The 18,749-nt window shown below is 63.6% G+C and carries 18 protein-coding genes; 14 read left to right on the top strand and 4 right to left on the bottom strand.

What is annotated here, in order from left to right; genetic code table 11:
• Positions 1–38: 38 nt before the first annotated feature.
• Genes ACLFLU_RS31325 through ACLFLU_RS31300 form a run of 6 tightly spaced genes read left to right on the top strand, consistent with a single transcriptional unit; the run spans position 39 to position 5,618 of the window.
• Positions 39–1,349 (top strand): ABC transporter substrate-binding protein, encoded by a 1,311-nt coding sequence (locus ACLFLU_RS31325; protein ID WP_426408578.1) that lies wholly within the window; start codon positions 39–41, stop codon positions 1,347–1,349.
• Between the two features lie 15 nt (positions 1,350–1,364).
• Complete coding sequence (locus ACLFLU_RS31320; RefSeq protein ID WP_426408577.1) at positions 1,365–2,135, top strand: ABC transporter ATP-binding protein; 771 nt, start codon at positions 1,365–1,367, stop codon at positions 2,133–2,135.
• On the top strand, positions 2,135–2,839 hold the full coding sequence (locus tag ACLFLU_RS31315; protein ID WP_426408576.1) for an ABC transporter ATP-binding protein: 705 nt from the start codon (positions 2,135–2,137) through the stop codon (positions 2,837–2,839). Before ACLFLU_RS31320 ends, ACLFLU_RS31315 begins: the two co-directional genes overlap by 1 nt.
• A gap of 4 nt (positions 2,840–2,843) precedes the next feature.
• Complete coding sequence (locus ACLFLU_RS31310; RefSeq protein WP_148754197.1) at positions 2,844–3,725, top strand: branched-chain amino acid ABC transporter permease; 882 nt, start codon at positions 2,844–2,846, stop codon at positions 3,723–3,725.
• Positions 3,722–4,741 carry a branched-chain amino acid ABC transporter permease gene (locus ACLFLU_RS31305; RefSeq protein WP_426408575.1) on the top strand — a complete coding sequence of 340 codons (1,020 nt, stop codon included), beginning with the start codon at positions 3,722–3,724 and terminating at the stop codon, positions 4,739–4,741. The genes ACLFLU_RS31310 and ACLFLU_RS31305 overlap by 4 nt, the downstream gene beginning before the upstream one ends.
• A complete protein-coding gene (locus ACLFLU_RS31300; protein WP_426408574.1) occupies positions 4,701–5,618 on the top strand; it encodes a polyphosphate kinase 2 family protein in 918 nt (305 codons plus the stop codon). Before ACLFLU_RS31305 ends, ACLFLU_RS31300 begins: the two co-directional genes overlap by 41 nt.
• Positions 5,619–5,799: 181 nt before the next feature.
• Here the strand turns inward: ACLFLU_RS31300 and ACLFLU_RS31295 are convergent, their stop codons facing one another.
• Both ACLFLU_RS31295 and ACLFLU_RS31290 read right to left on the bottom strand, forming a co-directional pair.
• Positions 5,800–6,684 carry an MBL fold metallo-hydrolase gene (locus ACLFLU_RS31295; RefSeq protein WP_426408573.1) on the bottom strand — a complete coding sequence of 295 codons (885 nt, stop codon included), beginning with the start codon at positions 6,682–6,684 and terminating at the stop codon, positions 5,800–5,802.
• 417 nt (positions 6,685–7,101) lie between these two features.
• Positions 7,102–7,725, bottom strand: a complete 624-nt coding sequence (locus ACLFLU_RS31290; protein ID WP_426408572.1) for a hypothetical protein — start codon at positions 7,723–7,725, stop codon at positions 7,102–7,104.
• Between the two features lie 243 nt (positions 7,726–7,968).
• Between ACLFLU_RS31290 and ACLFLU_RS31285 the strand changes: the two genes are divergently transcribed.
• The 8 genes from ACLFLU_RS31285 (at position 7,969) to ACLFLU_RS31250 (ending at position 18,001) form a co-directional block, all read left to right on the top strand.
• On the top strand, positions 7,969–10,308 hold the full coding sequence (locus ACLFLU_RS31285) for a mechanosensitive ion channel family protein (protein ID WP_426408571.1): 2,340 nt from the start codon (positions 7,969–7,971) through the stop codon (positions 10,306–10,308).
• A 104-nt stretch (positions 10,309–10,412) separates the two neighbouring features.
• Positions 10,413–11,411, top strand: a complete 999-nt coding sequence (locus ACLFLU_RS31280) for a tripartite tricarboxylate transporter substrate-binding protein (RefSeq protein WP_426414115.1) — start codon at positions 10,413–10,415, stop codon at positions 11,409–11,411.
• A 372-nt stretch (positions 11,412–11,783) separates the two neighbouring features.
• Positions 11,784–13,379 (top strand): NAD-dependent malic enzyme, encoded by a 1,596-nt coding sequence (locus tag ACLFLU_RS31275; RefSeq protein WP_426414114.1) that lies wholly within the window; start codon positions 11,784–11,786, stop codon positions 13,377–13,379.
• A 367-nt stretch (positions 13,380–13,746) separates the two neighbouring features.
• Positions 13,747–14,139: a BlaI/MecI/CopY family transcriptional regulator gene (locus tag ACLFLU_RS31270; RefSeq protein ID WP_148753097.1), complete on the top strand. Its 393-nt coding sequence runs from the start codon at positions 13,747–13,749 to the stop codon at positions 14,137–14,139.
• Positions 14,136–16,655 carry a M56 family metallopeptidase gene (locus tag ACLFLU_RS31265; protein ID WP_426408570.1) on the top strand — a complete coding sequence of 840 codons (2,520 nt, stop codon included), beginning with the start codon at positions 14,136–14,138 and terminating at the stop codon, positions 16,653–16,655. Before ACLFLU_RS31270 ends, ACLFLU_RS31265 begins: the two co-directional genes overlap by 4 nt.
• A 156-nt stretch (positions 16,656–16,811) precedes the next feature.
• Positions 16,812–16,967 (top strand): hypothetical protein, encoded by a 156-nt coding sequence (locus ACLFLU_RS31260; RefSeq protein ID WP_426408569.1) that lies wholly within the window; start codon positions 16,812–16,814, stop codon positions 16,965–16,967.
• A 253-nt stretch (positions 16,968–17,220) separates the two neighbouring features.
• On the top strand, positions 17,221–17,745 hold the full coding sequence (locus tag ACLFLU_RS31255) for a septal ring lytic transglycosylase RlpA family protein (RefSeq protein WP_426408568.1): 525 nt from the start codon (positions 17,221–17,223) through the stop codon (positions 17,743–17,745).
• A gap of 103 nt (positions 17,746–17,848) precedes the next feature.
• The gene (locus ACLFLU_RS31250) at positions 17,849–18,001 is read left to right on the top strand and encodes a hypothetical protein (protein WP_212298790.1); all 153 of its coding nucleotides are present in this window, start codon (positions 17,849–17,851) and stop codon (positions 17,999–18,001) included.
• 31 nt (positions 18,002–18,032) lie between these two features.
• Here ACLFLU_RS31250 and ACLFLU_RS31245 read toward each other — a convergent pair whose 3' ends face one another.
• A complete protein-coding gene (locus ACLFLU_RS31245) occupies positions 18,033–18,335 on the bottom strand; it encodes a hypothetical protein (RefSeq protein ID WP_426408567.1) in 303 nt (100 codons plus the stop codon).
• Positions 18,336–18,457: 122 nt separating this feature from the next.
• Positions 18,458–18,730: a hypothetical protein gene (locus ACLFLU_RS31240; RefSeq protein WP_426408566.1), complete on the bottom strand. Its 273-nt coding sequence runs from the start codon at positions 18,728–18,730 to the stop codon at positions 18,458–18,460.
• Positions 18,731–18,749 lie beyond the last annotated feature (19 nt).

The raw sequence follows: 18,749 nt of genomic DNA, 5'->3' as shown, positions 1-18,749 counted from the left end.
ACAAAAACTGCAATGCACAATCGTCCAGGGAGGTTTAGATGCGCCTGCGCATGGCTGCCCGCTTGGTACGTGGGCCATTGATCGCGATTGCAGCGATGGGCTTGACCGTTTCGGTCCAGGCCCAAGAGAAGAAGATCAAGATCGGCGTGATTTTCGACCTGACCGGCCCGCTCGCCGGCGGCGGCTCCGAGCTCGAATATCTCGGCACCAAGATCATCCTCGATCATTTCAGCAAGACCGGCGTCGAGGGCTACAAGGTCGAGGCGGTCTACGCCGACGCGCAGAGCAAGCCCGACATTGCCATCAACGAATCCGTCCGCCTGCTCGAGCAGGAGAAGGTCGACATGCTGCTCGGCTTCTTCTCCTCGGCGCAATGCGTGCCGGTTGCCGCACGTGTCGAGCAGCTGAAGAAGTTCATGTGGATGACGACCTGCATCTCGTCCGCCGTGTTCGCCGACAAGAACTACAAATACGTGTTCCGCCCGCAGGCCAGCGGCGACCAGTTCGGTACGATGACGATGGATTTCATCGCGCAGAATGCGAAAGACAAGCTGGGCAAGGAGCCGAAGGATCTCCGCGTCGCCATCATCCACGAGGACGGCGCCTATGGTGTCGACGTCTCCAAGGGCAACGAGGCCGGCGCGAAGAAGGCCGGATTCAATGTCGTGCTGAAGGAAGGCTATTCGGCCACCGCGCCGGACCTCTCCGCGCTGGTGACCAAGCTGAAGCGCGCCAAGCCCGACGTGATCTTCCACACAGGCTACAACCCCGACATCACGCTGTTGCTGCGGCAAGCGCGCGAGCAGGGCCTGAAGTTCGCAGCCCTCCTCGGCCATGGTGCCGGCTACGGCGTCTACGAGAAGCTCAAGGAAGGGATGGGTGCCGACGCGAGCTACATCTTCGACACCGATCCGATCTCGATCTGGCTCGCCAACCAGAAGACCATGGACCCGAAGCTTGCACCCGTTATCAAGATGGTCGGCGAGGAGTACGACAAGATCAGACCGGGCGTTGCCATCCGCTCCGCCCATGTCGGCATCGGCGCGTCCAACACCTACGTGTTCATGGATGACGTCCTGCCGCGCGCGATCAAAAAGTATGGCGGGGTCGATCCCGAGGCGCTGCGCAAGGCGTCGCTCGACACCGACATTCCGGAGGGTGGCACCATGCTCGGCTTCGGCGTCAAGTTCTACGGCGAGGGCACACCGATGGCGGGCCAGAACGAGCGCTCGTTCCCGGTCGTGATCCAGTACATCGACGACAAGTCGTCGGTGGTATGGCCCAAGAGCCAGGCGCAGCGCGAAGCCGTGTTGCCGCTGCCGAAGGGCACCACCTACAGCAACCAGTAGCGGCGGAGCGGGGCAGTGCTGGAGGTCAGCGGGCTGGTGAAGCGGTTTGGCGGATTCACCGCTGTCAACAACGTGGCGTTCAAGGTAGATCAGGGCGAGATCCTTGGCCTGATCGGTCCCAACGGCTCGGGCAAGAGCACGATCTTCAACATGCTCTCCGGCACGCTGGCGCCAAGCTCCGGATCAATCCTGTTCGATGGCTCGGAGATCGCGGGGCTGGCGTCGCACCGGATCATCAACCGCGGCATCGGTCGCACTTTCCAGATCCCGCGGCCGTTTCGGCGGCTGACCATTTTCGAGAACGTCGCGCTGGCTGGCTTCTACGGCCAAGGCCGCCACAGCCGTGTCAAGGCCGAGGAGGCGGCGGAGCGCTCGCTCGCGATGGTGGGCTTGCCGACTGATCGTCATGCCAGCGTCGACGGCCTCGGCGCGGCCGGCCTGAAGAAGCTGGAGCTCGCGAAAGCGCTCGCCACCGCGCCAAAACTTCTGCTTGCCGATGAGAGCCTCGGCGGTCTCGACGAGACCGAGATGGGTCAGGCGGCCGACATGCTGCGCAACATCCGCGACGAGCTCGGCATCACCATCATCTGGGTCGAGCACATCATGGGCGTCTTGATGCGCGTCGTCGACCGCGTCATGGTGCTCGATCACGGCGACAAGATATCGGAAGGCCTGCCGAGCGCGGTTGCGGGCGATCCGCGCGTCATCGAGGTCTATCTCGGCACCGATGCCGAGACCACGCAGGCTGCGGCCGCCGAAGCGCGCCGCCGCGCGGGAGGCCAATGATGCTGGAGCTTCGCGGCGTCAATGCCGGCTATGGCACGTTCCAGGCGCTGTTCGACGTCAACCTCGACGTGAAGGCCGGTGAGGCCGTCGGCGTCATCGGCCCGAACGGCGCCGGCAAGACCACCTTGATGCGCGTCATCTCCGGCCTGATCCGCCCCTCGCGCGGATCAATCACGATGGAGGGCGTCGACGTCGTCGCGACACCCGCCCACAAGATCGTCAGCCTCGGCATCGCGCATGTTCCGGAGAACCGGCGGCTGTTTCCGCAGCTCACGGTCGACGACAATCTCAAGATGGGCGCCTTCATGAAGGAGGCGCGCGGGAAATACGCCGAGCGGCTGGAGGTCGTGTTCGACCTGTTTCCTCGCCTGAAGGAACGCCGCCATCAGATGGCCGGCACCATGTCGGGCGGCGAGCAGCAGATGTGCGCGATCGGCCGCGCGCTGATGTCCAATCCAAAGCTTCTGCTGCTCGACGAGCCATCGGCGGGGCTGGCGCCGGTCGTGGTGCAGCAGGTGTTCGAGCTGGTGAAGCGGATTCGCAGCCGCGGGCTGACGGTGCTGATCGTCGAACAGAACGTGCAGCAGGTGCTGCGCGTGGTCGACCGGGCCTATCTGATCGAGGCGGGGACGATCCGCGCCTCGGGCACCTCGGCCGAGATGCTGGCGAGCGACACGGTCAAGCAAGCGTATCTCGGGGTGTGAGGGCATGCAGGCATTCTTGGACATTTTCGACATCTATCTGCTGGAAGCCGTCATCAACGGTATCCTGCTCGGCGGCGTGCTGGCGCTGCTCGCGCTCGGGCTGAACCTGATCTTCGGTGTCATCGACGTGACCTGGATCTGCTACGCCGAGCTCGTGATGATCGGCATGTACGCCATGTATTTCTTGGTCCAGTATTACGGCATCAGCTATTTCATCGCGGCGCCACTGACCATTCTGCTGGTCGCGATCCTCGGCGCTCTTCTACATTATCTCGTGATCGCGCCGCTGCTGACCGCGCCGCCGATCAACCAGCTGCTCGCGACCGGCGGCGTGCTGTTCGTGCTGCAGAGCTTTGCCACCGTCGCCTTCGGCATCGACTTCCGCAACCTCGGCATCCGCCTGCCGGTGCTCGCCTTCGGCGACATGAATTTTAGTTACGCGCGGCTTTTGTCGTTCCTGGCGGCGCTGGTCGGTATGGTCGCGGTCTATCTGTTCATGACCCGCACCTTCACCGGCACGGCGATCCGCGCCATCTCGCAGGACCGCCAGATCATGGCGCTGATGGGTGTCGATACGAAGAGGATCTATCTGATCACCTCCGCGATCGGCGGGGGGCTGGCCGGGCTCGCCGCCTGTTTGCTGGTGTTGCAATATGACGTGCACCCCTTCGTCGGCCTCTCCTTCGGGCCGATCACCTTCCTGATCTGCGTGCTCGGGGGCTTGGGCAATTTCATCGGCGGCTTCATCGCGGCCTTCGTGTTTGCCGAGATCATCTCGCTCGGCGGCCTGTTCTCCGATCTCGAATGGGGCTATGTGCTCGCCTTCGCCTTCTTCATCGTCATGATGTTCATCCGGCCCGCGGGCCTGCTCGCGAGGCGCCGATGATGGGGCAGGGCCGGCTCGTAGCTTGGGGAACAGGACTGGCCGCGCTCGTCGCGCTGCCTTTCGTCTATCGCGATCCCTATCACCTGCACATTCTGGTGCTGATCCTGATCTGGTCGTTCGCCTATACGTCGTGGTCGATGATGGGGCGGTTCGGCCTGGTCTCACTCGGCCATGGCGGCTTCATGGGGATCGGCGCCTATGTCACCGCGCTGCTGTGGAATCATCTCGGCCTGTCGCCATGGATCGGCATTCCCGTCGGCATGGCCGTGGCCGGCGCGCTGGCGCTGATCGTCGGTTATCCCTGCTTCCGCTTCCGCATCACCGGGCACTACTTCGTGCTGGTGACGCTGGCGCTGTCCGGCATTGTGCTCCAGGTCATCACGGCCACGCGCGACTATACCGGCGGCTCGCTCGGCTATACGCCGAACCGTGCTTCCGGCAACAAGCTGCTGGCGTTGCAATTCGACGACAAGACGACCTGGTATTTGATCGCGCTTGCGGTGTGGCTCAGCGGCATCGTCGTCTGGCACCTGATCGATCGCAGCATGAGCCGCTACGCGCTCGAGGCGATCTCGGAGGACGAGGACGCGGCCGCTGCCGCCGGCGTCAACGTCACCGCGGAGAAACTGAAGATCACCTTGATCAGCGCTGTGATGACGGCGCTGGCCGGCGCGATCTACTGCCAGTACCAGATGTTCATCACGCCCGACACGGTCTCCGGCATCGCGGTGTCGCTCCAGATGGTGTTCGCGGCCATCGTCGGCGGCCTGTTCGTCTCGCTCGGGCCGACCGTCGGCGCCGTCATCACCATCCTGCTTGCGGAGACCCTGCGCATCGGCTTCGGCACCCGGGCGGTCGGCTGGGATAACCTCGTCTACGGCGTGCTGCTGGTGCTTTTCATCATATTCCTTCCGAAGGGCATACTTGGTAGCCTGCTCGACCGATTGAAGTCGCAACGCAAGGTGCCCCGCGCTCATGAGCAAAAAGCCGTCCAAATCGCTCGCCCAGGAACTTGACCGCTACATCACGCCATTCCGGCATGACGGATCCGGCAAGTTTCACCTGAAGAATTACAAGACCGACGAGAAGGGCGATCTGGACAAGGAGAAGGCGCTGGAGATTCTCGACGCCAACAAGAAGCGGCTGGTCGCGTTCCAGGAGAAGCTCTACGCCCAGGACCGCTGGTCCGTGCTGATCGTGTTCCAGGCCATGGACGCCGCCGGCAAGGACAGCGCGATCAAGGCGATCTTCGAGGGCATCAATCCGCAGGGCTGCGAGGTGTCTTCCTTCAAGGCACCGAGCAGCAAGGAGCTCGATCACGATTTCCTCTGGCGCCACGTCATCGCGCTGCCGGAGCGCGGCCATATCGGCATATTCAATCGCTCGCATTACGAGGAGTGCCTGGTGACACGCGTGCACCCGGATATCCTCGCCAAGGAGAAGCTGCCGCAAAAGCTCGTCACCAAGAACATCTGGAAGGAGCGGTTCGAGGACATCTCGGCGTTCGAGCGCTATCTCTGCCGCAACGGCACCCTTGTGCTGAAGTTCTTCCTCAATCTCTCCAAGGAAGAGCAGCGCCAGCGCTTTCTCGGCCGGCTGGAGGAGCCGGCCAAGCAGTGGAAGTTCTCGATGGATGACATCAAGGAGCGCGCGCTGTGGTCGCGTTACCAGGCGGTCTATCAGGACATCGTGCGCCACACCGCCACGCCGCACGCGCCCTGGTACGTCGTGCCCGCCGACCACAAATGGTTCGCCCGCGTGGTGATCGGCTCCGTCATCGTTGCCGAGCTCGAAAAACTGGACCTGCGCTTTCCGCGCGCCGACAAGGCCTCGGCGGCGGAGTTCGAGAACGTGCGCAAGGCGCTGGAGCTGGAAGGGAAGGCGAAAAAGTAAGGCGATCTCCGAGCAAGCCGCTAATGCGCGCGGTTCCTCGAAAACAACCCCATGCACAGTAGCCGACGGTCGAGAAATCAATGGCTTGACCGCCGGCGCAAACATCATTCGGGATTTACGAAATTTACTTGACCCGTCGGGCAAAACAGGGGCATGATGTCACCATCGCGCAAGCCGCCCCTCAATACCCGCGGCCCCACCAGTAGCAGAAGCGCTCGACATTGGCGGGCAGGCCCGCCTCGTAATTCGCCCACTTCTCGTATTTCGGCAGCTTCACTTCCTTCATCGCGGTATCGAAGCATTTGCCGGCATCGGCCGCCTTCTTCACCTCGGCCGAGCGATCTTCCATGTAGGCGATGTCGTTCTCGACATCCTTCTTGGTGCCGAGCCGGCCGCCGGCATAGGGATGGCCGGGGATCATCCGCTCCCAGTCCAGCGAAGCCAGCTTCTTCAGCGAGGCGATATATTCCAGCGGCGAGGCGTTGTCGGGAATGTTGCGGAACTGGACCGATTCGATCGGCGCGAAGTCGACCACGAAGACGATCTTCTCCTTCGGCAGCCGCATCACCAGCGAATTGTCGGAATGGTTGCGGCCGACATAGTCGAGCTCCAGCGTGGTGCCGCCGAGCTTGATGATCTTCTGGTCGTCGACCACCTGGTCCGGCATCACGACATCAGCCAGAAGCGCATTCTGCTTCTTCATCTCGAGCAGCCGCTCCTTGGCGCGGCGATGCGCGATGAAGGTGGCGCCGAGATCCTTGAAAGGCTGGCCGCCGGCGATGTGGTCGTAGTGGTGGTGGCTGTAGATGACGTATTTGATCGGCTTGTCGGTCACGGCCTTGATCGCGTCGATGTAGGGTTTTGCGGGACGCAAGTAAGAGATTGGATCGGTCGCGATCACGCCTTGCGGTGTCACCACGAACATCGACTGATGGTTGCCATAGCGGAAAATATAGACGTTCTCGGTGCCGTCGACCTTCTTGGTCGAGGTCTGCGGCGGCGTCTGCGCGAACGCAGATCCGGTTACGAGGGCCGCGAGCACGGCGATGCAAAATGATGCTTTCATCTCTCGCTTTCTGGAAATGGATGAGGACGGAGAAGGCGGGTGTTCTCCTCGACACAAACGCTGCCGCCAACGATTTATTCCATCGTTGCAAGCAGCCAATCTATCGCGGGAACAACATGGAACACATCGCCAAATGTGATTTGAAAGACATCGATCCTGCTTGACAGTTTTATGTCACGGGAGGAGCATGCACATGGTCGCAAACAAGCGACGCGTAACGTCCACCTCATGAGCAAGGGGAGGTCTATGACTCCACCTCCGCAGATCCAGCCGCGTTAAGTGCGATGGAGCTCGTTCGGACTATCGCATAGCGGCAAAAACCGCGAACGGCACGCCGGGTAAAGGTCTAGAGGGCTGCATCAGTGTGGCATAGCCCCTACCTACCCGGCGCTGTGCGTTTTGCGCCCGCCGCGTGAATCATGCCTTCTTCTGCACGCCGAAGAGATCACCGAGCCATTGATAGTAGACCGGCTGCTTGTCATGCAGCGTGGCGCGGTTGTTGGGGGGACGGTCGACATTGCCCCAGAGATAGAGACTTCCGGTCACGGCAAAGAACTCCTGCACGTTCTTCAGCACATAAGAGTCCGGTGGATAAAGCTCGTTCTGCCTGGCGATGCCGTAGAAGCGAACGAGGTCAGGGTTCTGCAGCGCGCCCGGCAGGACGCGAAAATGATAGGCGTGGAGCAGCTCGTGCAGCAGCACCGGCTTCTCCGGCGCATCGACCGCCGCGTCAACCGTGACGCCCGCGACCTTGGTCGAGAAGTGCCCGCCGCCGTCGCCCTGTCCGGGCTTGACCGAGACAGGCTGGCTTTTGAAGAAGGTCATGATCTCGGGCTTCGCGCCGCATTCGACGACAATGTCGATCTGATGCTTCAGCGACGCGACGACCTCCTTGATGTTAGGCTGGCTCTGCGCGGCGCTGGTGTCGGCCGTGATGCCCCGATAGGTGAAGGTGGGTCCGCTCTGTGCGATCGCCGATCGCGTGCCGAGCAGGACGGCAGCCCCCGCAAGCATGAGCTGGCGCCGGTCGAAATCTGTCATGTGATGCCCCCAAGTTCCCGCCTGTAATCTCGCATGCTTTTGCGACATTGACCACGGTGCGGTTCCATCACATCTGCGTTGCGGGAAATGCCCAAGAGAATGCCAGCGGAAATGCCAAGAGATGGTCGCCTGATCGGCAAACTTCCGACACATGATCGGGGCGAATAGCCCCATCCGACATGACGCAGTGCTTCGCGCGGTCCCGATTCCGCCGGCGCATTTCATTTATTTTGGGGAATCCGCGTGTCGCATAAGTTTGTCTCCGCGCTTTCCGCAGCGCTCTTCCTCGCCATTTCTTCTTTCTCCCCAGCCCACGCAGAGCCGCCTGCGCCGGCCGCCACCAGTAGCGCGGCCGCGCTGTCGCCTGACGAGGCCAGGCGGGCGCTGGAGACGCTTCAGGACGACAAGAAGCGCGCTCAGATGATCGATACGCTGCGCGCGATCGCGAATGCGTCCGGTCCGCAGCAGCCGGCCCCCGCGCCCGAGCAGAAGTCACCGATCCCGCTGTCGGCTGACGGCCTCGGCGCGCAGCTTCTGCTCACCGTGTCAGAGGAGATCGGCGAGATCTCGCGCGATGTCGCCGACATGGCGCGGACGCTCACGCATTTTCCGGCGTTCTATTACTGGATCGTGCAGACCGCGAATGATCCCGACGCCTATAATCTCCTGATCGAGATCGCCTGGAAGCTGGCGCTGGTGTTCGGCTGCGCGCTTGCGGCCGAATGGGTGATTGTCCGCCTGATCCGGCGTCCGGTCGCCTTCCTCGAAGGGCGCGCGCCGCAAACCGCGCGGCTGCCGGCGCAGGTGCTGCCTATTGCCGATCCCCCGTCATCGGTCGCCGATGTCACCCCGTCGCCGGAATTGCACAAGCGCAGGCACAGCCTCGCGCGGGTCTGGCAGTTGTTGCTGCGGTTACCGTTTGTGCTGGGGCGGCTGTTGCTCGAACTGCTTCCAGTGGTCGTTTTCGTTGGCATCGCGACCGCACTGCTCGGAACGGAGATCGGCGAGCCCGCGACTGTCCGCCTCGTGATCCTTGCCGTCGTCAACGCCTATGCGTTCTCACGCGGGCTGATTTGCGTCGTCCGTGCGCTGGCCGGCCCGTTCGGCCTGTTTCCGGTGCGCGCAGAGACGGCAGCCTATATCGAGATCTGGGCGCGCCGCATCGTCGGCGTCGGTGTAACCGGCATTGCGTTCGCCAACGTGGCGCTGCTGCTCGGCCTGCATCGTGCCGGCTATGCCGCGCTCATACGCATGGTGATGCTGGTCGTGCATCTCTTCGTCGTCGTCATTATCCTGCAGTGCCGCCGCCAGGTCGCCGACGCCATCCGCGCGCCTGCGGACCGGCAGGGGATTGCGGCGCGGCTGCGCAATCGCATCGCCGGCGGCTGGCATTATCTGGCCATTGCGCTCGATCTGGCGCTGTGGGCGGTCTGGGCGCTGAACATCCGCAACGGCTATTCGTTGCTGCTGCAATATTTCGTCGGCACCATAGCGGTGGTGCTGATCACGCGGGTCGCGATCATGGTAACGCTGAGCCTGATCGACCGCGGCTTCCGGATCCAGCCGGAAATCCTCCACCGCTTTCCGGGACTGGAGATCCGCGCCAACCGCTATCTGCCGCTGCTGCGCAAGATCGTCTCCGGCGTGATTGCCTTCATCGGCTTCGTGGCCGTGCTCGAGGTCTGGGGCGTCGATGCCATCGTCTGGTTCTATGGTGGCCAGATCGGCAGCCGGCTGCTCGCAGCGGTGGCGACGATCGGCGTCGCTGTCGCCATCGCTGCGGCGATCTGGGAGGCCAGCAATGCGCTGCTGGACCGGCAGATCAACACGCTGTCGCGCGACGGACATTATGCCCGCGCGGCACGCCTGCGCACCTTCCAGCCGATGCTGCGCACGGCGCTGTTGTGCATGATCGCCACGGTCGTCGGCCTCACGGCGCTGAGCGAAATCGGCGTCAATGTCGCGCCGCTGCTCGCAGGGGCCGGCATCGTCGGCATTGCCATCGGCTTCGGTTCGCAAAAGCTGGTGCAGGACCTCATCACCGGCCTGTTTTTGCTGCTGGAGAACACGGTTCAGGTCGGCGATACCGTCAGCGTGTCAGGCCTGTCAGGTGTGGTCGAGAACGTCTCGATCCGCACCATTCGGCTGCGCGCCGGCGACGGCGCCGTGCATATCGTGCCGTTCAGCGCGGTGACGACCATCACCAATGCCAGCCGTGGTGCCGGCAATGCCTCCGTCAGTGTCAATGTCGCCTACAAGGTAGACACCGACCGCGCCGGCCAGATCCTCAAGGATATCGTCGAGGAGATGCGCCGCGAGACGGAATTCCGCCCGTTGATCCGCGGCGACCTCGATCTCTGGGGCATCGACAAGGTCGATGGTGCCATGGTGTCGATCGTTGGCCAGATCCGCTGCACCGAGGCCGGCCGCTGGCCGGTTCAGCGCGAATTCAACCGCCGCATGAAGCAGCGCTTCCAGCAAAACGGCATCGAGGTCGCATCCGCCACCCAGACGATCTTGATGCATGTCGCGCCGCCAGCCGATGTCGCTGCGAATCTGACGCCGCGGCGGGCGGCGGGATAGCCGCGCCGCAAAATTTCCGGCTTGCCTCCGCTCACGCGGCAGCGTTCACTCGCCCTCCAGTCCGCTGATGACATGCGGGCAACAAAAAGGGTGGGAAGAGAATGGTGCGGGGGCTGTGGGCCGGGTTGCGCGGTCATGTAATCGTCATTTGCGCGTTGATCGGATGTGCGGCGTGGAGCGCACCCGGCCACACCCAGCCGTTCCCGTCCCGTCCGATCACGCTGGTGGTGCCGTTCGCGGCCGGCGGGCCGACCGATACGCTGGCGCGGATCCTGTCGGAACGGATCGCAGCCGAGCTGCATGCGACCATCGTGGTCGAGAACGTCGCCGGTGCGTCCGGCAGCATCGCCGGCGCCCGCGTCGCACGTGCAACGCCCGACGGCACGACCATCACCATCGGCCATTGGGGCACCCATGTGCTCAATGGCGGGATCTTCAAGCTGCCGTATGATGTGGTCTCCGATTTCGAGCCGGTCGCACTGGTCGCGATGGGCACGCAACTGATCGTCGGGCGAAAGTCGCTCGAGGCCAACAATCTGAAGGAGATGATCGCGTGGCTGAAGGCCAATCCCGGCAAGGCCACTGCTGGGACCGCCGGCGCCGGCAGCGGCGCGCATGTTGCGGGTGTCTTCTTCAAGGAGAAGACCGGCACCGACTTCCAGTTCGTGCCCTATCGCGGTGCGGGGCCCGCGATGATCGACCTCGTCGCGGGACAGATCGACATCATGTTCGACCAGGCCTCGAACTCGCTGCCGCAATACAAGAACGGTGCGATCAAGGCATTCGCGGTGACATCACCGACGCGGCTTGCGTCCGCGCCCGACATTCCGACCGTCGACGAAGCGGGCCTGCCGGGCCTGTACATCGCCTACTGGCACGGCATCTGGGCACCGAAGAACACGCCGAAGGAGATCGTCACAAGGCTCAACACGGCCATTGTCGCGGCCCTTGCCGATCCCTCCGTCAAGCAGCGCTTTGCCGAACTGGGCCAGGAGATTCTGCCGGCGGACCAGCAATCGCCCGCAGCGCTTGCCGCCTTCCAGAAGGCCGAGACCGAGAAATGGTGGCCGGTCGTGAAGGCTGCGGACATCAAGCCGGAATAGGGCTATTGCGGCATATCACTCCCTCATCCCTGAGGATTTCTCGTCATTCCGGGGCGCGCGTCAGCGCGAACTACGGTGCGCAATTGCGCACCTGAGAATCCATTGTGCGGCGGTAGCTGCGGCTCGATGGATTCCGGGCTCGCGACTTCGTCGCGCCCCGGAATGACGAGGGGAGAGAGCAACCTGCGGATAGTTCGCGAAAGTCTCGCTGCGGTGCGAGATCACAATCGCAGCGCAAGGGGCAACGTCCTTGATCTCGAGCATGCGCTGGCCGACAATGATTGCCCTTCAATAAGAAACTCCCTGGGGGAATTCGTGAATAGACCTGCTCGGGTCAGCACCCATTCGACATCATCCGATTCCGCGCACGGCATGGCCTTGCTGCGCGACCCCCTGCTCAACAGGGGTACGGCCTTCACCGAAGCGGAGCGCGATACGCTTGGCTTGCGCGGCCTGCTGCCGCCCTGCGTGCTGACGATGGAGACACAGGTCGAGCGCGTGCTGACCAATCTGCGCACGCTGCCGACGGACCTCGAAAAATTCGTCGCGCTGAACGCACTGCATGACCGCAACGAGGCGCTGTTCTTCCGCGTCGTGGTCGACAATATCGACGAGATCCAGCCGATCATCTACACCCCGACGGTCGGGCTTGCCTGCCAGAAATACGGCCTGATCTACCAGCGACCGCGCGGCATGTTCATCTCCTCGCGCGATCGCGGCCAGATCGCGGACATCCTGAAGAACTGGCCCAATCCCGCAAAGCTCATCGTCGTCACCGACGGCGAACGGATTCTCGGCCTCGGCGATCTCGGCGCCAACGGCATGGGCATTCCCGTTGGAAAACTCTCGCTCTATTCGGCCTGTGCCGGTGTGCATCCCGAGCATTGTCTGCCGATCGTGCTCGACGTCGGCACCAACAACGAAGAGCTGTTGAACGATCCCTATTATCTCGGCCTGCGCGAGCGGCGGCTCACCGGCGAGGCCTATGACAGCTTCGTCGACGAGTTCATGACGGCCGCGCGAAAGACGTTTCCCGATGTGCTGATCCAGTTCGAGGATTTCGCCAACCATTCCGCGTTCAAGCTGCTGCACAAATACCGCGACGAAGCCTGCGTCTTCAACGACGACATTCAGGGCACCGCGGCGGTCGCGCTCGCCGGCCTGTTCTCGGCGCTGCGGGTGAGCGGCGGCAAGCTTCGGGATCAGCGCATCCTGTTTCTCGGTGCAGGCGAGGCTGCGACCGGCATCGCCGATCTCGTCGTCTCCGCCATGATGGCGGAGGGCGCAACGGAAGCCGATGCGCTCCGGCGCAACTGGCTGGTGGATTCCCGCGGCCTCGTCGTCAGCGGCCGTGATGGTTTGCACGGCCACAAGCTCCGTTATGCGCATAAGGATCAGGCGCCGATCGCCGACTTCCTCACCGCGATCAAGACGCTGAAGCCGACGGCGATCATCGGCGTTGCCGCGGTGGGTGGCGCCTTCACGCCCGAGGTGCTCAAGGCGATGGCCGAGCTCAACGAGCAGCCGATCGTGTTCGCGCTGTCCAACCCGACCTCGAAGGCCGAGTGCTCGGCGGAGGATGCCTATCGCTACACCGCCGGCCGCGCGCTGTTCGCCTGCGGCAGCCCCTATGATCCGGTCAAGCTCAACGGCCGCACCTTCGTGCCGCGCCAGGGCAACAACTCCTACATCTTCCCCGGCGTCGGCCTCGGCGTCATCGCCAGCCGCTCGCGGCTTGTGACCGACGAGATGTTCATGGCGGCCGCCCACACGCTCGCCAATTGCGTCGGCAAGGAGGATTTGGATCAGGGCAGCCTCTATCCCGCGCTGCCCCGCATCCGGGAGGTTTCGGCCCGCATCGCGGTGGCCGTCGCTGACGTTGCCTATCAACGCGGGCTCGCCGACGGACCCGCGCCCAACGACGTCAAGGGCCTGATCCAGTCGCAGATGTACGAGCCGAAGTATTGACGCTCACAATGCCGGTCGAATCTGCGGAGGCAGCCCCTCACCCCACCCTCTCCCCGTAAGAACGGGGCGAGGGAGTGAGAGAGCGGTGCGCCCCTTACTGGGAGAGCCGAATTGATGTGCTTAACCTCTCCCCGCTCTTTGCGGGGAGAGGTCGGATTAACTCGGCGATGCGAAGCATCGTCCGGGGCAATCCGGGTGAGGGGCGAGGCACCCTGCCTGCCAGATCAAGAGCCTATCCGACTCGCAAGCGCCTTTTTCCGGCCGCGCACGGCGATCCTGGTTCAGCCGGAATAGCCGTTGTTTGCCGCCGCCTGATGTGCGACGGTTCGTAGCGTTACAAGAAACTCAAGCCGCTAGGTAAGCCACCATGGACGATCGTTTGCCCGACCTGGGCGATCTCGAGCACGAGGTCATGCAATTGGTATGGGCCCATGGGCCGGTCACGGCCGAAATCGTGCGCGAGCGGCTATCGCGACGCCTGAAGGAATCGACGGTGCGGACGGTGCTGCGCCGGCTGGAAGAAAAGGGCTATGCTCGCCACACCGTGGACGGCCGCACCTACGTCTACCACGCCGCCGAAGAGCGGGCCCGCGTTGCGGCCAAGGCGGTGCAGCGCATCGTCGACTGGTTCTGCAACGGCTCGATGGAGGAGGTCCTCGTCGGCATGGTGGACAATGCGATGCTCGACCAGCAGCAATTGCGTGCGCTGGCGGACCAGGTGGCCAAGGCGAAGAAGGCGAGGGGAGTGAAGAAAGAATGATCGCGGCTCTGGCTGAGGCGGCGTTACGCTCCTTCGCGCTGGGAGGCGTCGTCTGGATCGGTCTCATCCTGTTTCGTGTGCGCAATCCGCACGTCCACATGACGGCGTGGGTGGTCGTGCTGCTGGCATCGCTGGCGATGCCGTTCGTGATGCATTGGCCGACGCTCACCATCGACCGGATGCCCTTGTCCGTGCCGGTGCCGGACGACGCGTGGCCGGCCGACTTCGCGATGCTGGAGCGACCGCAGCCGTCCCTGCCGATCGCGGCCGCTACGGTTATCGCGCCGATGGTGAAGCGAGGTGTCTCGATCGACTGGTGGATGGTCGCGACCACCACCTATGCCTGCGTCGCCGGCCTGTTGCTGCTGCGGCTGGCCATCGGCCTCTGCCTGACCTGGCGTCTTGCGCGCGCGGCGAAGCCGGTGAAGAGCCGTGAGATGATCGATGCCGATGTGCGCGTCAGCGGCGACGTCGGCGGCCCCGTCACTTTCGGCTCGACCATCCTGGTGCCGCCGCAGTTTTTCGGCTGGGACGCGAAGAAGCGCCTGGCGGTGCTCGCCCATGAGGGCGCGCATGTCGCCAATGGCGATTTCTACGTCCTCTTGCTCGCCTCGCTCAACCGCGCGGTATTCTGGTTCAGCCCGTTCTCCTGGTGGCAGCTGGCGCGGCTTGCCGAGCTTGCCGAGATCATCAGCGATGCCCGGGCGATCGAGATGATCGACGACCGGCTGTCCTATGCCGAGATCCTGCTCGACGTTGCTTCCTCCGTGAAGCCGCGGCCGATGGAGCTTGCGATGGCGCAGGTGTCGACCGTGCGCGCGCGGGTCGAACGCATCATCGCAGCCGCCGCCATGCCCGTGGCGGTCGGCTGGCGCAAGCGGCTGTGGATCGCGGCCGCGATCGTGCCGGTGGTCATCGTGTCGGCCGGCATGATTGCCTATCGCACGCCGGATCCCGTGCCCGCCGGCGCAGATCTCGGCGATGTGCCGGCCCAGCATTACCGTCCGTTCGTCAATTTCTACGCCATGGGTCCCGCCTCGGTGTTCGCCATCTTCCGCGAGGGCGACGACATCTACGGGCAGCTCACCGGGCAACGCAGGCTGCGCCTGACCGTCGCCAACGACGGCACTGCGTCCTATGCGGCGTCGTTCGGTGAGGTCACGTTCCCGATCGATGCGGAGCGTCGCTCGTCCGAGTTGACGCTGCGCATGAATGGCCGCGACGTGCGCGCCGTGCGCGTTGCCGAGATGCCGGAGCCGGCCACCGATCCGATGTCGCTCGATCCATATGTCGGCTGGTACAAGGTCGCGTCGAACCGCGTGCTCACCGTGCGGCGCGATGGCGATCGTCTGCAGGTGCAGGAGACCGGGCAGGGTGGATCGAAGATTCTCGCCGAAGGCGCTGATGCCTTTTCCCTCCACGGCGATCATCTCCTGATCTTCCTGCGCGATGATGCGGCCAGCGTCTCGCATGTGCTGGTCCAGAACGCCAGCTCCGGCGCACGTCTCGCGCAGCGGATCGATGCGGCGCAGGCTCAGGCGATCGAGGCCGACTTCGCGCGCCGCCTGGCGGAAGTGCCTGATCGATTCAGGGAGCAGGTCCCGGTTGCCGGCGGCAAGGAAGCGATCCTGACCGGGATCGAGGATTTGCGCCGCGGTACACCGAACTACGATCGCATGAGCGCGCCGCTCGCAGCGAAAATCCACCGTCAGGTCGACGAATTGCGCGCGACCGTCGCAGCGCTTGGTGCGGTCGAGACGATCTTCTTCCGCGGCGTCGGGCCCGGCGGCTACGACATCTATGGCGCCAAGTTCGAGAACGGCACGGCGGAATTCCGCCTGCTGCTCGAGCCCGACGGCAAGGCCGGCGACGTGATCTTCCGGCCCGACGGCAATGACGAACTCGGCGGCATCGTCTCCTGCGCGGAAGAGACGAATTTGCGCGGCCGTGCCGGCACCTCGCCGATCAGGATCATGCTCTACAACGAGACGGAGGACGATATTAAGGTCTTCAATCTCGGTGCGAACGGCGAGCGCAAGGCGCAGAGCGTCGTCAGGTCAGACATGAGCTGGGCCGCGCTGACCACCGTGAACAGTCCATGGGTCATTGCCGACAAGTCGGGGAAGTGCATGGAGATCCTGGTGCCGGGCCGGCAGACGCGCTTCCATAATGTCGAGGCCGCGAACGTCGCGGCACGGCCGGTGCGCGCGGCGCGTCGCGCCGTCCCGATCGCCAATGGCGAGGCGATGCTGCGGCAATATCTCGCGGGCATCGGCAAGGGACAGCCCGACTACGACCACATGACGACAGAGGTGGCCAACATCACGCGTGCGCAGCTTCCGTTCGACCAGGCCATTCTGGCGCGGCTCGGCGCGTTGCGCGCGGTCTCGTTCCGCGGCGTCACCGCGCTCGACAGCGACATCTATGTCGCACAGTTCGCCAACGGCTCGGCGGAATGGCGCATCGGCGTCAGGAACGGAACGATCACCAAGATCGCGCTGGGGCCGAATTTCTAGCAGCGCGGCGTGCCGGGACGGCGCCGCGATTGCGCCAATCGCGGCTTGCGCATGAGCGCTGCGAACGCTACGATATGTAACATTACATTAGGTAGCCGGCCGTGGGCCCTGGGAATTCGGCGCGGCCCTCGCAAGCTGACCGGGTCCATGATGTGCATGCTGACGCAACGGGAGCTCGACTTTCTCGCCAGCCTGAAAACCGGCTGGCGGCTGCTCTATCGGCGCGAGCTGATGCGGCTCATCAGGGGCGGCGTCGAGAGCGAGGCGCGGCCGGAGGCACGCCCGATCATCTGGCGCGTCGTATCGAACTAACGCCCTTTCCGTTCCGATGGAATCGGAACGGGGCTCTAGATTCTTGTTTTAACGCGTTTTCTTTACGCGAACCGGTACCCACTTCGCTCGAAAACGCTCTAACTCCCCGCGAATCTGTATCGATTCAGGACATCGACTGTGATGGATTCATCACAGCCGGCGCGAAACGATGGTGGCCGCAAGGCCGCTTTTGTTCAGCCAAGGTTCTGCCCTCATTGCCCACCGAAACTCAGGGTTGTTCGGAGGGCGCATCATGTCTCGCTTTGCAAGTGCCGAAACTGCCCGGATTTCGCTGGCAACCTCGAGCCGGTTGCTGCTCGCCATCATCGGCGCCGCCTCGCTCGCCGCGTGCGCGCAATCACCTTCTGGCCGGCAACGGGCCGATCTCGCTTCGACCACAAGGCAAGCCGCGATCGAGCGTCCGCATAGGGTTGCGGCGCTGCATTCGCATCCGATCTACAGGCCACGTCCGTCTCATGACGTAGCGAGCGCGAAGCAGACGGCGTCGCATGGCGTTGCGAGCTTCTACTCGGATACGGAGACCGCAAGCGGCGAGAAGTTCGACAAGAGCGAATTGACCGCGGCCCATCCGACCCTGCCGTTCGGCACCAAGCTGCGCGTGACCGATGTCTCCTCCGGCCGCTTCGTGACCGTCAGGGTCAACGATCGCGGGCCCTTCGTCCGCGGCCGCGTGGTCGACATCTCGCCCTCCGCGGCCGAGGCGCTCGGCATGGTCGACAAGGGCCTCGCCAACGTCCGGCTCGACGTCGTGCAATAAAGCGCCGCTCGTTGTGAGATCGACACGCCGCGCTTAACCGGCTGTTAGCTGCTGTCACGCACCATGAGTGCCCGGCCAATCGGGGCTTTGGGGGAGACGGCGCTTGAACACGATCCAGTATCTCGAAGATCAGGCGGCGCGCGCCGAGCGACTTGCCAAACGGATCACGGATACGCCGACGATCGAAAAGCTCCTGACCTTCGCCGGCGAACGCCGCCGCGAGATCGAGGTCATCGCCGGCAGGCGACGCGGCTAGCGACTGTCAGTGCGATGAGCACGAAGCGCGCTCAGCTGTGGCTCTCGACAAAATCGCTGAGATAGTCGGGCAGCGTCACGCCATCGAGATCGCAGCGCGCCCGGATCTCGCCGGCAACGTCGGTCGAGATGTCCTTCATCCAGTGCTCGAGCGTGTTGAACGAGATCACCTTGATGGGGTCGTTGAAGCAGCCGGCCACGAGTTCGCCGATCGTGGCTTCGAGGTCGCTCCGTTCGACGCGAATTTCAGTGCCCTTGTCGCGGCGATCGATCACCACGAACAGGGTCTGGTCTGCGCCATAGGGCACGTTTTGACTTGGCACGGCTTCAAGCATCTGAGGCACTCACGCCTTGGGGTCGGATTCTTGGCTTTGGATTCCTGGCTTCCGATCCCCAACAACGGGAACAACCGGAAGAAGGTTCCTGCCTTTTTGAGAAGCCCGCCGCGACGATGCCGTCAGAGATATTCACGTAGCCGCGATAGCTCGATGATGTGCTCTGGCGAGAGGATGTCCGTGACCAGCGGCGGCTGCGGCGCCGTGTGGATATCATAGAGATGCCGGGTCGGCGCGGGCTTCTCCATGAAGGCCGAGATGCATTCGTCGAGCGTGCCTTCGCTCACCTGATAAGATGCGCGGTCCGGCCGGCGCTGGTTTCCGAGCGACGGCCATTTATGTAGCGCGGCGCGCGCGCTGAAATCGACCTTTGAAACAACTGATACGCCACCCATCGTCCCGCCTCACGCAAAA

The organism is Bradyrhizobium ganzhouense (assembly GCF_049949285.1).
Lineage (GTDB): Bacteria > Pseudomonadota > Alphaproteobacteria > Rhizobiales > Xanthobacteraceae > Bradyrhizobium > Bradyrhizobium ganzhouense.
The sequence above is the reverse complement of the archived record's forward strand: the minus strand, read 5'-3'. Positions and strand labels throughout refer to the sequence as shown.

Coding starts and splice junctions, on each gene's coding strand:
- ACLFLU_RS31325 (WP_426408578.1), top strand. CDS start 39: ATGCGCCTGCGCATGGCTGCCCGCTTGGTACGTGGGCCATTGATCGCG.
- ACLFLU_RS31315 (WP_426408576.1), top strand. CDS start 2,135: ATGCTGGAGCTTCGCGGCGTCAATGCCGGCTATGGCACGTTCCAGGCG.
- ACLFLU_RS31310 (WP_148754197.1), top strand. CDS start 2,844: ATGCAGGCATTCTTGGACATTTTCGACATCTATCTGCTGGAAGCCGTC.
- ACLFLU_RS31305 (WP_426408575.1), top strand. CDS start 3,722: ATGATGGGGCAGGGCCGGCTCGTAGCTTGGGGAACAGGACTGGCCGCG.
- ACLFLU_RS31300 (WP_426408574.1), top strand. CDS start 4,701: ATGAGCAAAAAGCCGTCCAAATCGCTCGCCCAGGAACTTGACCGCTAC.
- ACLFLU_RS31295 (WP_426408573.1), bottom strand. CDS start 6,684: ATGAAAGCATCATTTTGCATCGCCGTGCTCGCGGCCCTCGTAACCGGA.
- ACLFLU_RS31290 (WP_426408572.1), bottom strand. CDS start 7,725: ATGACAGATTTCGACCGGCGCCAGCTCATGCTTGCGGGGGCTGCCGTC.
- ACLFLU_RS31275 (WP_426414114.1), top strand. CDS start 11,784: ATGGCCTTGCTGCGCGACCCCCTGCTCAACAGGGGTACGGCCTTCACC.
- ACLFLU_RS31270 (WP_148753097.1), top strand. CDS start 13,747: ATGGACGATCGTTTGCCCGACCTGGGCGATCTCGAGCACGAGGTCATG.
- ACLFLU_RS31265 (WP_426408570.1), top strand. CDS start 14,136: ATGATCGCGGCTCTGGCTGAGGCGGCGTTACGCTCCTTCGCGCTGGGA.
- ACLFLU_RS31260 (WP_426408569.1), top strand. CDS start 16,812: ATGCTGACGCAACGGGAGCTCGACTTTCTCGCCAGCCTGAAAACCGGC.
- ACLFLU_RS31255 (WP_426408568.1), top strand. CDS start 17,221: ATGTCTCGCTTTGCAAGTGCCGAAACTGCCCGGATTTCGCTGGCAACC.
- ACLFLU_RS31245 (WP_426408567.1), bottom strand. CDS start 18,335: ATGCTTGAAGCCGTGCCAAGTCAAAACGTGCCCTATGGCGCAGACCAG.
- ACLFLU_RS31240 (WP_426408566.1), bottom strand. CDS start 18,730: ATGGGTGGCGTATCAGTTGTTTCAAAGGTCGATTTCAGCGCGCGCGCC.